Below are 12,928 nucleotides of genomic sequence, written 5' to 3' on the forward strand. Positions count from 1 at the left end.
CGTGCCCTTCAGAAGTAGCCGCCGCGGTCGACGACGTCGCGTGGGGTGGAACCGTCCTCGATCAGCTGCTTGATGCCGACCTCGTCGTGCTTGATCCGCTCGGCCTCGAGCAGCACCGGCACCGCCAGCTCGGCCGGCACGACGATGACGCCGTCGATGTCGCCGAACAGCAGGTCGCCCGGCTCGATCACGACGCCGCCGATGCTGATGGCGTTCTGCCAGCCGGTGATCCGGAACCGGCCGAGCATGCCGCTGGAGCTGCGGTATCGGCTGAAGACGGGGAAGTCCTGGGCGAGCACGCGGTCGGTGTCGCGGACGCCGCCGTCGATGACGGCGCCGCGGCAGCCCTGGCGGCGCGCCGCCATGGTCATGACCTCGCCCCACTGCGCCGACTCGTCGTCGCGGCCGGTCTCCCAGACGCAGACCGCACCGGGCCGGATCGACTCGAGCATCGCGGCGCGCTCGGGCATGTCGTTGACCCCGCCCCGGTCCTTCTCGCCCGCGACGGTGAACGCGAACCCGGCCAGCTTCATCTCGTCGCGCAGCGGGCGGATGTCGTGCGGCAGTGTCTGGTCGACCAGCCCGCGGCCGCGGAGCACGTCGTTGACCGCGCCGGTGAACAGCTGCAGGTACCGCTGGAGCAGCTCGTCGTCGGGGATGAGGGGCGTGGTCAACAGCTGCTCCCGTGGGTCGCGCGGGTGTCCATCAGATGTCCTCCAGGTGTCGGTTCGCGACCGTCAGTATGTCCGCCGCCCGGGCGGCCGGACCATGGACGTGGCACCGAGTATTTGCACGAATCGCCGAGGCGCCGATCGGGCGGTGCAGGTCAGAAGGGTGAACGGGCGTCTTCGAGTGCGTCATTGTGCTGGCGCGTCCTGTGGCCGCCCTCGCATCGGTCCCCGGGGAGTCCTCGGTGAATCAGATAGTCTGATTGCATGGTCACGATGACGGCCACCGAGGTGGCGCGCAACTTCTCGGCGGTCCTCGACGCCGTTGCCGGCGGTGAGACGATCCTCATCACCAGGGGCGGCCGGCGAGTCGCCGAACTCACGGCGACGCCGGCCGCCAACGGTGGGGTCGTGCGCGAGGTTCTTCGGCGTCACGCTCCGGACCCCGGCTGGGCTGACGACATCGAGTCGGTTCGCGACCTGCTGTACGTCGAGGACCGCGGATGAGCCGTAGGCTCCTGCTCGACACCGGCGTGCTCATCGCCGTCGAGCGCGGCGCCCTCTCCATCGAACGGGTCCTCAGCGAGAACGACGACGTCGCCATCGCCGCGATCACCGTGGCCGAGTTGATGGTCGGCGGCGAGCTGGCAGAGGGCGATCACCGGCGGCGCCGGCAGGCTCTCGTCGATGACCTGCTGTCGGCGATGCCCGTCGAGCCGTACGGACAGAACGCCGCTCGCGCGCACGCCCGACTTCTGGCCCACGTCAGACGCGTCGGCAAGCCGCGCGTAGCGCACGAGCTCGTCATCGCGGCGACGGCGGTGGCCACCGGGCGAAGCGTGCTGACGGCGGACGCCGCCGCGAACTGGACGGATCTTCCCCACGTCGCCGCGGTGGCCGTGGCCTGAGCCGGCGAACAGGCCGGCGATCACCGCCGGGTCCCGGGGCCGGCGAGTGTGACGCTGCGGTGCGCGGCCAGGTCGGCGACGTCGAGCGCGAAGACGTGGTTCGTGCGGGTGTGCGGGTCGCCGGCGGTCACGAGCAGGTGCCGGCGGCCGGGCAGCAGCCGGGCGTGGTGGTGCGACTTCTGGCCGCCGCCGTACACCGGCCAGTCGCCGGTGAGGTCGAGCCAGTCGGTGTCATCGGGGCCGCGGTACCGCAGCAGCGCCCGCAGCCGGCGGTGCTCACGATCGGAGCCCAGGCTCTCGTACAGCCACAGCGCGCCGGCCGGGTCGAACCCGACGTGCGTGTCGCCGTCGGCCGGCAGCGCGAACTCGACGCGGGCGCCGGAGTCCGGGTCGATCAGGCCGCCGTGGTCGCGGCGGTCGCCGCGCACCTCGTAGGCGATGCCGGCGTCGGTCGCGCAGTAGTGACACGTCATCCCCGCATCGTCCTGGGTGCGCAGATGGCGGTAGCCGCCGCCCCGCAGATCGGTGACGAGGATGCTGCGCTCGGTCGCCAGGCTGGAGAACACCAGCCGGTCCGGGCCGAGCGGGTGGACGTGGTGGAACGGGGCGTCGGCGCGGACCAGCAGCCGGTGCTCGCCGGTCTCCAGGTGGAAGGCGGCCAGCTCGGTCCCGCGGGACAGGTGCCGCTGCGACGGTCCGCCGTTCGGCGGGTGGACCTGGTCGTAGAGCTCGCGGTCGTGGTGCACGTAGACGAACCAGGCGCCGTCGGGGGTCACGCAGTTCTGGCTGATCGGCCACCGGCCCGCGGGCAGGTCGAACAGCGGCCGGTCGGCGCCGTCGCGGATGCCCACGGCCCGGGCCTGCGCCCCGTCGAAGTAGATCACCTCGCCGCGCACCGGGTCGATCGCGCTGCGGTGGTCCAGCACGCCCGGACCGGCCGGGACGCACCACGGCCGCCAGTGCGTGTCGTCGCCGGTCGCGTGGGTCAGCTGGACGGACTCGCCGGTGCCGAGGTCGAGCCGCCACAGCTGGACGCCGGCGGCGTCGGCGCGGTGGTGGACGAGGTACCGGTCGAACGTCGACGGCACGAAGTAGTAGAGCGGATAGCAGAACGCGTCGCCGGTGGTGAGCTGCCAGGCGGCGCGCCCGGTGCCCGGCGCGTCGAGGCGCTCGAACGTGGGCGACAGGTCGGGAATGAGCATGGCCGCCCACCGTAGGCCGGTCGTCGCGTCCGGTTCCAGAGCGCGGCCGGATGCCCAGCGATTCGTGCAAAAGTTCGGCAGCTTGGACATGTCCACACGTTTGTCACCTTTGCGATACTCCCCAGACCCATCGGCGAAACGTCCGCGTGCCGATGCCCTGCGAGAAGGGGAGGACGATCGATGAAGATCACTCGAGGTCCGCTGGCGGCTGCCGTTCTGGTCGCCGGCGCCGTGCTCGCCGCGCCGCCGGCCACCGCGGTCGGCACCACGTACTACGTCGACAACAGGAACCTCGCCGCCTGTGACGACGACGGGCCGGGCAACGCCACGACACCCTGGTGCACGTTCACTCCCGTCAACGAACACGCCGACACCATCGGCTTCGGCCCGGGCGACTCGATCCTGCTGGCCCGGGGCGCGACCTGGGACCGGTGGCTGGACCTGACGGGGTCGGGCACCGCGGCCGAGCCGATCACTCTCGGCGCCTTCGGCACCGGTGACCGGCCGAAGATCACCAACAGCGACATCGCGAATTCTGGTTACGGCGTCCGCCTGACGAGTGGGTCGCACTGGGTGATCAAGGACCTGGAGATCGACGGCGCCGGCGCGGACAAGTTCGACGCGGGCATTCAGGTGCTCTACAACACCGTGGGCCACGTCGGCCTGACGCTGAGCAACCTCTACGTCCACCACAACTGGATGGGCATCGCGATCTCCGGGGCCGCCGCACCGGCGGCCGGGCAGTGGGCGATCAAGGACGTCACGATCACCGGCGTCGAGGGGACGCACAACGAGCGCTCGATCGCCCTCGGTAAGGGTGGGGCGCCCAGCTGGTTCGTCCAGGACGCGCTGATCAGCAAGGTGTACCTGCACGACGACGACGGGGAGGGGCTGCCTCGCGACGAGGACTGCCGCGACACCCTGGCGTTGCAGAGCGCGACCCGGGTGCTCGTGACCAACTCCGTGATCACCGGGGCCGGCGGCTGCTATGCGCGGGCCGGCACGACCGCCGTCTATCTCGGGCGCGTGGCCGACTCGACCCTGCTCAACAACATCATCGTCGACACCCCGGACACCGGGTCGCCGGACCAGACCGGCATCGACTACGAGGCCGGGACGTCCAACGTCGGCGTGCGCGGGAACCTGCTCTCCGGCCACGCCCGCTGGGGCGTCGAGGTGCTCGGCAGGCACCCGTCGCCGGCCGGGGACCACACCGGGGTCGCGATCGACTCCAACGCGATCGTGTTCAACGGCGGTTCCGCGATCGCCCGGATGCTCTCGGAGTCCACCGCCTCGGGCACGATCGACCGCAACCTCTGGCAGGGAAACGCCCTCGTCTGGGTCGACGACGCCACCATGGACCTCACCGTCGGCAGCCAGGGCGTCAACCCCGGACCGGTGACCGGCGGCCGGGTCTGGTACGCCGGGCGCGACTACGCCGGCACCCAGGGCGCCGGCGGCTGGCGGTACGAGTACTCGGCCAACGCCAGCGTCACGTGGTCGCCGCTGACCCACATCTCGGCCGCGCAGGGCTGGCGGCCGGCCGCCAACGCGCTGCCGCTGATCAACCAGTGGGGCATGCACCCGGCCATCGGCACCTCGACTCGCGTGGCGCGCGTCTGGACGGCGCCCACGAACGGCACCATCGCCATCAGCGGGCAGGCGGCCAAGGGCGTGACCGGCGGTGACGGCATCCGCATCCACGTGCTGAAGACGACGCCCAGCGGCACCAACACCGTGGTCCTGGGGCCGCTCGCCATCGGCGCGAACGACCTGATCGGGAAGCCGACGGCAGTGCCCAGCCTGCAGGTCGCCGCGGGCGACGTGATCCGGTTCGTCGTCGACGCCGGCACCGCGGGCGACAACAGCTACGACAACGTCAACTGGTCGCCGGCCATCGGCTACCTGTGAGGAGAAGGATCATGATCCGTCGGCATCTCGCCATCGCGGTGGCGATGCTGCTCGCGCTCGTCGTTCTGCCCGGCCCGGTCACGGCCGCGGCCGAGGGTGTCATCGCCGTCGAGGGCGAGGCCGCCGCGGCGACGACGTTCACGCCCGGTATCACCGCCAACGCTGCGTTGAGTGGTGGGAAGTCGCTCAATCTGTGGGCGGCCGTCACCACCCCGCCCACCGACCACACCGCCCGGTACGACGTCACCGTGCCGGAGAGCGGGCTCTACCAGCTCGACGTCGCCAGCACGCCGCCCGCCGGGGTGAACTGGGCGTCGCCGTACGACGTCAAGATCAACGACGGCGCGTACGGATCGGCCGCCGACGCGGTCAAGTACGGGCAGCTCACGAACGAGGTGTGGCGGTTCCACGTGCGCACCGTCTACCTCGAGGCCGGCGCCAACACGATCACGTTCCGGGTGAACCAGCCTCGGCCGAGCGGCGGCCGGTACGTCATGTACCTGGACTCGCTGTCGCTTACCCCGATCGACCTGCAGGTCGCCTCGATCGTCGCCGACGACGCCCCGCTGAACGTGTTCGAGAGCGGCGCCACCGCCGCCTTCACCGCCACGCTCAACGCGGCCGCGCCCGAGGCGACCGAGCTGACCTACACCGTCCAGGACTACTGGTCGGCTACCGTCGCGCAGGGCACCGTGCCGGTGCCGGCGGACGCGACGTCCGTGGGCTTCGACGCGGGCGTGCTGGACATCGGCCACTACTCCGTCACCACCCAACTGACCGGCGCCGCGCCCGTCACCACCAACGCGTCGGTCGTGCTGCCGGACGATGAGCGCGTCAAGCCGGCCGACTCGCCGTTCGCGATGGACGTCGCCGGTGCCTGGCGGGTGCCGGAGGAGAAGTGGGAGGACTACGCGCGCGCCCTGGACCTGTCCGGCGTCAGCTGGATCCGCGACCGGCTCGGCTGGTTCGCCGTCAACCCCGCGGCCGACACGTTCGACTTCAGCAAGACGAAGACCGACGCGTGGGTGACGGCGCTGGCCGGCACGGACGTCAAGGTGCTCGGCGGCGTCGCCACGCCGCCGGAGTGGTCCCGCCCGCCGGGCAAGCAGCTGCCGAACCAGCTCGACGCCGCGTACGAGTTCGCCAAGGTGTCCGGTGACCACTTCGACGGCCGGGTGCAGGCGTGGGAGTTCCTCAACGAGGTCAACGCCGGCGGCTGGACCGCGCCGACGGAGACGGCCGACCAGTACGCGGCGGTGCTCAAGGCCGCCGCGATCGGCTATCAGGACTCCGGCGCGAACCCGCTGGTGTCCGCGGCCGGGATGGCCGGGCGGCTGCCCAACCCGTGGGTCGACCTGATGCTGCGCAACGACGTGCTCGACTACGCCGACATCTACAACTACCACCTGCACCAGCTGTACGACGCGGACACGCAGCCGACGCCGTTTCCCATCGGGGTGCAGCCGTATCTCGACGTCATGGAGCCGTACGACCCGGGCGACACGCCGGGCTGGCTGACCGAGGCGGGCCTGAAGTTCCCCGGCACCAGCGGCCGGCCGATGACGGCGGAGGAGCAGCGCGGGCTGGCCCGCTACCAGGTGGCGTGGACGGTGACGTCGATCGCGCAGGGCACCGACAAGCACTTCGTGTTCCTCGGCGCGCCCTACGACGAGGGCACCGGCCAGTGGGGGCTGTTCGAGCCCACGACGTGGACCCCGTACGCCGGCTACACGGCGGAGGCCGCGATGACGGCGGCGCTCGGTGAGGGCCGCTACGTCGGCCGGGTCCCGAGCCTCCCCACCGGTGTGACCGGCCACGTCTTCGGCGACGGCGCCGACTCGGTGCTGGTGCTGTGGGCGGACTCGGCCCAGGCGCTGACGCTCGACCTGGACCAGGCCGGCGGGACGCTGACGAACGTCGTCGGCGAGTCCAGCACCGTCACGGCCTCGGCCGCCGGCTTCACCGTCGACGTCGGTCCGGACCCGGTCTACCTGCGGGTGACCGGCGACGTGCCGGTGGACACCAGCGAGGCCCCGGCGCCGGTGCCGGTACCGGACGAGGTGACGTTCGGCACCGCGGACCGCGTCGTGCTGACCCAGTACTACCCGGCCGCCGTCAGCGGGAACGCCCGTGAGAACGGCTACGGGCTGCCGATCGACGCGCCGACGACCATGTCGCTGGACGTCTACAACTTCAACGACACGGAGGTGACCGGGACGATCACGGGCACGCCACAGGACGGCTGGGCCGTCGCCGACCCCGTCCGCACCGTCACGATCCCGGCCCAGGGCAAGGTGACGCTGCAGTTCCAGATCAGCGCCACGGCGAACGTCATCCTGAACAAGCGGTCGCCGATGACGTTCCAGGGTCAGTTCGGCGGCGCTGCGACGTCGCGGTCGACGACCCTGATCACGACCGACCAGGACGAGGTCACCGCCCGGCACGCGTTCACCACCGACGGCGGCGACGCGCTGCGGCTGGCGGTCCGGAACCCGACTGACGCGGACCTGCACCCGGTTCTGGTCCGCTGGACCGCCGGGCCGAAGCGCGGCGCCGTCGACCTGGAGGGGACCATTCCTGCGGGGGAGACGCGGGAGTTCGAGATCCCGCTGCGGGGTCTCGGCGCCGGCGACCACGAGTACGAGCTGCGGATCCGGTACCGCGGCGGCGCCGAACGCGTCCTGCACGGCCGCATCGCCGTGCTCGACCAGGCCTCCGTCACCGACTTCGCGGAGCACTCCATCACCGTCGACGGGGTGCTGGACGACCTCACCGGCCTGCCGTCCATCGACCTCGTCGAGGACGCGCGGGTGAACGTCGGCACCTGGGAAGGCCCCGACGACCTCAGCGGCGACGTCACCATGACCTGGGACGACGAGAACCTGTATCTGTCGGCCCGGATCACCGACGACGACCACGTCCAGCCCTACACCGGCGCGAACACCTGGCAGGGCGACGGCTTCCAGTTCAGCCTGGCGCCCGGCCTGCCGGGGGAGTCGGGCACCTGGGAGGAGTACGACCTCGCGCTCACCGGCAGCGGCACGGCCGGGCAGCTGTACCGGCGCCGCGGGACGGGCGTGCCGGTCGGCCTGGTGCCGGCCGCTCAGGTGGCCGGCCGGCGGGACGAGGCCACCGGGACGACCGTCTACGAGTTGGCGCTGCCGTGGACGGAGATCCCGACCGTGCGGCCGAGCGACGGGCTGATGAGCCTGTCGCTGCTGCTCAACGAGAACGACGGCGCCGGGCGGGCCGGGTACATCGAGTGGGGCAGCGGCATCGGCACCACGAAGGACCCGGCGGAGTTCAAGCCCGTGCGGCTGCTCCCGGCCCCCTGACGGCGGACGCTGGCGGCGCGCTGCTCACGTCTGTGTGCGGCGCGCCGCTGCCCGCAGTCGCTGTGCGACATCGATCGCGTCCCTGCTCGCCGCGGGTGCGTGCACCCTGACGCCCCAGGCGCCGACGGCGTAGGCGTACGCGGAGAGGACGGTGGTGGCGTGGTCGCGGTCCCGCGGGGGCCGCGGCCGCCCATCGGGTCCGGCGAGCAGCCGGCCGAGGAAGCTCTTCCGCGAGGCTCCGAGCAGGACGGGGTAGCCCAGTTCCTGGCGCAGCCGGGCGAAGTCGTGCAGGAGGCGCCAGTTGTGCTCGGCGGTCTTGGCGAAGCCCAGACCTGGGTCGACGACCAGCCGGTCCGCGTCGATGCCCGCGGCCCGCGCGGCGTCGAGCTGGCGCCGCAGCTCGGCGACGACCTCTCGCGTGACGTCGTCGTAGGTCGCTCGCTGCTGCATGGTCCGCGAGTGGCCCCTCCAGTGCATGCAGATGTACGTCACCCCGGCCGCGGTGAGCCGTTCCACGACCGGGACCACTCGGCGCCGTTCCTCCCGCTCCGGTGTCCGGTCCGTGCCGGGCCGGGTCGACTCGCCGCCGACCTCGACCCAGCCCGCTCCGTCCTCGACCATCACCAGCCCGTGCTCGACTGCTGTCGCCGGATCCGCCCAGAGGCCGCCGTCGGAGAACGAATCAGGCGTGACGTTGAGCACCCCGATCACCTGCGGTCGGTGTTCCGGCTCGGCGATCTGGGCGTCGAGGCACGACATCTCAGAGCCCGGTCGGCACGGGGATGTCGGTCTGTGGAAAATCCTCACCCTTGAACAGCAGAGGGACTCCCAGCTGTTTCGCGAGTGCATACGAGAAGCAGTCACCGAAGTTCAAGCCGGCGGGGTGCCGTCCCTTGCCGAATCGCCTCCACGCGGCGTATGCCAGCGCCGCCTGCTCTGCGTCGACGGGAGTGACCTCGATGGCGACCGCGTCGACGAGGGCGGCGAGGTTCTCGACCGCTGCGTCGCCGCGCTGGCCCGCTGCGACGATCTTGGCCTCCACGAGCGTGGCGGCGCTGACCGCGACATCGCCGCGGTGATCGCCCAACAGGCGGGAGTACCGGTGTGCGTCGGCTTCACCGAACGTCACGGCGATGAGCGCGGACGTGTCGACGACGAGCCCCGGCGTCACGCCGGCAGCCCCTGATCGTCGTACCCGACGATCTCGTCCGCGCTGCGCGCATCGAGGACGGGCAGCTCCCGTCCTCGCGCGATGATCGTCTCGAGTGCGGCATGGACGTCGTCCACTCGGGCTCGTGCGCGCACGCGGGCGAGTCGTTCCTCGATGGCGATGCGTGCGGCGACGGTGATGGACTCGCCGGTCGCCGCGGCCAATTCGCGAGCGAGCCGGTCGGTGTCCGGGTCCTTGATGTTCAACGCCATGAGTAAAGAATATTGGGAAGAATGGTGGAATCCAAGCTAGAAAGCTGCCGGGAGCCGAGCCGAGCCGAACGGTCTGCATGCGCCGCCGGCTCCTATGCCAGACGTAGGAACTCGACCGCACGGAAGTAGTCGTCGAAGCTGAGGCGGGCACCTTCGCAGCAGCCGAGCATGCCGCCCCAGTGCGAGTGGTCGGCCTCTGGGAAGCACGCGACCAGCGCCGCCTCCAGCTCACCGGCATGCCCGATGACCAGGGCCGCGTCGCCGTCGGAGAGCGGCGTCACCAGGTCACGCCTGCGAGCCGCCGGTGTTCTTCCGCAGGCTGTGCCGCCTGGCCTCCAGCGTCCTCACGGCCGGCGACCCTACCGGACCGCCTCGCCGCCCAGTTCGGCCGCCGCCGCGTCGACGCGCTTGACCAGCGCCTCGACCACCGGCGGCGCGGCGTCGGCGAGGCCGAGGAAGCGCACCAGCGGCCCGTTCGCGTCCGCCCATACGTCGTCGTCGAGGACGCCGAGCAGCCCGTCGGAGTCGCCGATGATCGGGATGTACATGCGGTACACCCCGATGATCCCGCCGTCCTCGCCCCACGAGAACGTGCTGTCGACGGCCTGCTCGAAGAACTCGCCGGCGCCGCCCTGCCAGGTCGCGGCGATGGCCAGCACCTCGTCGCGGACGAGCGGCCAGTCGTCCGCGATGGCGGCGGACGCCGAGTCCAGCTCGAAGACGTCGCGGTAGAGGCGGTAGAAGTCGCCGAGTCCGTGGCGTTCGCTGAGGTCGCGCAGCCGCGAGTCGGTCCGGTTCTGGCTGCGCGGCAGCTCGCCGCGGGTCCAGTACTGCACGAGGATGAGGTCGTTCATCGCCGAGCGCAGCCACGCCAGCGCCGCCCGCGGCCGGCCGGCCGCCGACTCCGCCGTCACCTTGGCGGCGTGCTCGCGGTACGACTCCAGGCCCCGCTCGATCTTGAGCGCGACGATCTCGGGCGAGAACAGGTGCTCGTCGAACAGCGCCACGAACCGGCCGAGCAGGCCGGTCGGGTCGTGCAGCACGCGGCCGCGGTAGAGCTGGATGGGCCAGGACGCGATCGGCGTGGGGTCGCCGGCGTCGACAGTCGCGAGGTCGCGTTCCAGCTCCGCCCGCGCCAGCGGGATCCGCTCGACGCCGCGGCCGGTGTCGGTGGCGAAGTAGTCCACCGGCGTGGCGCCGGCGGGCAGCAGGTAGCCCAGCTCCAGATCGGAGTGGGCCCACTGCTGCCCGCGCGCGATGCTGCCGCCCATCATCACGCCCTGGCGGCCGTCACCGCCGGCGAACCGGTCGCAGTAGCCCGACGCCCACGCGGCCAGCTCGGCCTTCCATTCAGGTTCGGTCACGTCGTTCAGTGTGCCGACGGCGTGGGCGTCGGGGCCATGAACCGAACGCCACGCGTTTGGACGAATCGCCGGGCCGGCAAGGCTGCCCTCACGGCACCAGGCGGAGCGGTTTGAACAGGCTCGGGTTCTTTCCGGTGCCGATGCCGCTGCCCCACTCGATGTAGCCCTTGCGGCCGGCGCCGTCGTTGTCGTTGACCAGCAGCGAGAAGCTCATCAGGCCGTCGGTCGGCTGGATCGACGGTATCTCCGTCCACGGCAGCGCCAGCTCGTACACCGTCGACGTCGAAGCCTCGTCCCAGCTGGCGGCGGCGTCGGCCGCGGTGACGACGCCGATCGGCACGCCCGTGCCGCGGCGCCGGTAGAGCTGCGCGCCGGTGCTGGTGAGGGCGAGGTCGTACTCGTCCCAGCTGCGCGACTCCGACGGCAGGCCCGGCGCGAGGCTGAACTGGATGCCGTCGCCGCGCCAGGTCTCGGCGCCGGAGAAGGTCTGCGCGAAGACGTCGTCGGTGATGCGCGCGGACAGGTAGAGGTTCTGCTCGTCCCACGTGACGGCGATGGTGCCGCTCAGGTCCGACGGCCCGCCGTACGTGCCCATGACCACCTTGCCGTCCTCGACGATGTCGACGACCGGGACGCCGGACAGGTCGTCGGGCACGCCGTCGACGGTGATGGGCAGGTGGGCGGCGTCGGTGACGTCGGCCGGGTCGATCACCGCGATCCGCCCGTGGTAGACGAGGGTGCTGCCGCCGCGAAAGGGCAGCCGCAGCTCGTACGTGTGGCTGCCCGGCTCCAGCTGCGGCAGCGGGACCACGACCTCGCGCGTCTCGCCGGCGGGGATGGTCGCGCCGGTCTGCGCGACCCCGCGCCGGCTCCCCACCGTCCAGCGGGTGTTCAGCAGGTGCAGGTCGGCGCCGGTGGTGTTCTTGACGGCGACGCGGAGGGCGTCGCCGTCGTCGGTGAACGCGTGCCGGGCCGTGACGACGTCCTGGTCGGTGGTGACCAGCGTGGTCGACACCGACGTCGGGTCGCCGCCGAACTCGCCGCGGAACGACACCGGCGAGAGCTTGTTGAACTCGACGGCGCTCGTGGCGCTGACCTGGAACGTCAGCGTGGCCTTGCCGCCGGCCGGCACGGTGACCGGCTGTGCGCCGCCGGCGACGGTCCAGCCGTCCGCGCCGGTTCCGGTGACGGTGCCGGTCACCGCGGTGTCGTTGAAGTTGTAGACGTCGACCGTCACCGTCGTCGGCGCGTCGATCGGCAGCGCGTAGCCGCCCTCGCGGGCGTTGCCGCTGACCGCGTCGGGATAGGTCTGCATGAGGACGAGCCGGTCGGCGGTGTCGAACGTGGTCGGCTGCGGCGTGGGCGGCGGCTCGGGCGCGTCGCTGGTGTCGGCCGGCACGTCGCCGGCGACCCGCAGGTAGACGGGGTCCGGGCCGACGTCGACGGTGAAGCCGGCGGCCGGCGCGCTGACGGCGCTGCTCGCGCCGACGATGTTCGTCAGCGTGCCCGTCGTCTGGTCCAGGTCCAGCGTGACCGAGGCGGGCGTCGCGGCCCACAGCACGAGCACGGAGTCGGCGCCGTCGCCGAAGACGTGGCCGGTCACGCCGGTCGGCAGGCCGGGCACTCGGCCGACGTAGCGGCCTTCGCCCAGTGCCGCCGTCATGGCCGCCTCGGCCGCGTAGCCGGCGTACGGGGTGAAGGTGGTCGGCTCGAACAGGCCCCACGAGCCGGTGCCCTCGTCGTACGGCGGGGCGACGAAAGCGAAGTGCTTGTCCGTGCCCTGCGAGATCGACGTGACCGCCCAGATGGTCTGGTAGCGGGCCAGCGCGCGCTGCTCCTCCTCCGTCATCGGCCGGCCGGTCGTGCCCGGGAACCGCAGGCCGGCCTCCGTCAGCCAGCCGAGGGTGTCGCCCGGATCGTATTCCTCGAGCAGCCCGAGGTAGGCGGGCACGCCGGTCGGCAGCGGCGTCGGCGCGACGGCCGGGTCGTAGGTCTGGTGCAGGTGGTAGTTGTAGATGTCGGCGTAGTCCAGCACCTCGTTGCGCAGCATGAGCTCCAGCCACGGGTACGGCTGGGCGCCGGCCATGCCGGCCGCGGACACCAGCGGGTCGGCGCCGG

Annotated in this window: 12 protein-coding genes; 4 read left to right on the forward strand and 8 right to left on the reverse strand. The window is 71.8% G+C overall.

Annotation, left to right across the window (positions count from 1 at the left end; genetic code table 11):
• Window positions 1-8: 8 nt before the first annotated feature.
• On the reverse strand, window positions 9-674 hold the full coding sequence (locus tag DY240_RS04640) for an RraA family protein (RefSeq protein ID WP_199700817.1): 666 nt from the start codon (window positions 672-674) through the stop codon (window positions 9-11).
• Between the two features lie 261 nt (window positions 675-935).
• Between DY240_RS04640 and DY240_RS04645 the strand changes: the two genes are divergently transcribed.
• Together DY240_RS04645 and DY240_RS04650 are read left to right on the forward strand one after the other, a co-directional pair.
• The gene (locus DY240_RS04645) at window positions 936-1,175 is read left to right on the forward strand and encodes a type II toxin-antitoxin system Phd/YefM family antitoxin (protein WP_119658791.1); all 240 of its coding nucleotides are present in this window, start codon (window positions 936-938) and stop codon (window positions 1,173-1,175) included.
• Entirely contained in the window at window positions 1,172-1,576 is a 405-nt protein-coding gene (locus DY240_RS04650) for a PIN domain-containing protein (protein ID WP_119658792.1), read from the forward strand. The genes DY240_RS04645 and DY240_RS04650 overlap by 4 nt, the downstream gene beginning before the upstream one ends.
• A 20-nt stretch (window positions 1,577-1,596) precedes the next feature.
• On the opposite strand, the gene DY240_RS04655 is transcribed toward DY240_RS04650, so the two are convergent.
• Window positions 1,597-2,778, reverse strand: a complete 1,182-nt coding sequence (locus DY240_RS04655; protein WP_119658793.1) for a hypothetical protein — start codon at window positions 2,776-2,778, stop codon at window positions 1,597-1,599.
• Window positions 2,779-2,958: 180 nt separating this feature from the next.
• Between DY240_RS04655 and DY240_RS04660 the strand changes: the two genes are divergently transcribed.
• Both DY240_RS04660 and DY240_RS04665 read left to right on the forward strand, forming a co-directional pair.
• The gene (locus tag DY240_RS04660) at window positions 2,959-4,689 is read left to right on the forward strand and encodes a right-handed parallel beta-helix repeat-containing protein (protein ID WP_119658794.1); all 1,731 of its coding nucleotides are present in this window, start codon (window positions 2,959-2,961) and stop codon (window positions 4,687-4,689) included.
• Window positions 4,690-4,700: 11 nt separating this feature from the next.
• Window positions 4,701-8,024 (forward strand): sugar-binding protein, encoded by a 3,324-nt coding sequence (locus tag DY240_RS04665; RefSeq protein ID WP_119658795.1) that lies wholly within the window; start codon window positions 4,701-4,703, stop codon window positions 8,022-8,024.
• Window positions 8,025-8,048: 24 nt separating this feature from the next.
• Here the strand turns inward: DY240_RS04665 and DY240_RS04670 are convergent, their stop codons facing one another.
• From DY240_RS04670 to DY240_RS04695, 6 genes are all read right to left on the reverse strand, one after another.
• Entirely contained in the window at window positions 8,049-8,783 is a 735-nt protein-coding gene (locus DY240_RS04670) for a dihydropteroate synthase (protein ID WP_119658796.1), read from the reverse strand.
• Between the two features lies 1 nt (window position 8,784).
• Entirely contained in the window at window positions 8,785-9,195 is a 411-nt protein-coding gene (locus DY240_RS04675; RefSeq protein ID WP_119658797.1) for a type II toxin-antitoxin system VapC family toxin, read from the reverse strand.
• A complete protein-coding gene (locus tag DY240_RS04680) occupies window positions 9,192-9,446 on the reverse strand; it encodes a type II toxin-antitoxin system VapB family antitoxin (protein WP_119658798.1) in 255 nt (84 codons plus the stop codon). The genes DY240_RS04675 and DY240_RS04680 overlap by 4 nt, the downstream gene beginning before the upstream one ends.
• 92 nt (window positions 9,447-9,538) lie before the next feature.
• Window positions 9,539-9,727, reverse strand: a complete 189-nt coding sequence (locus DY240_RS04685) for a hypothetical protein (protein ID WP_119658799.1) — start codon at window positions 9,725-9,727, stop codon at window positions 9,539-9,541.
• A gap of 78 nt (window positions 9,728-9,805) precedes the next feature.
• Window positions 9,806-10,810 (reverse strand): hypothetical protein, encoded by a 1,005-nt coding sequence (locus DY240_RS04690; RefSeq protein WP_119658800.1) that lies wholly within the window; start codon window positions 10,808-10,810, stop codon window positions 9,806-9,808.
• An 88-nt stretch (window positions 10,811-10,898) separates the two neighbouring features.
• A partial coding sequence (locus DY240_RS04695; protein WP_199700819.1) for a sugar-binding protein occupies window positions 10,899-12,928 on the reverse strand: 2,030 nt, incomplete at its 5' end.

Origin of the sequence: Jiangella rhizosphaerae, assembly GCF_003579925.1 — a bacterium.
Lineage (GTDB): Bacteria > Actinomycetota > Actinomycetes > Jiangellales > Jiangellaceae > Jiangella > Jiangella rhizosphaerae.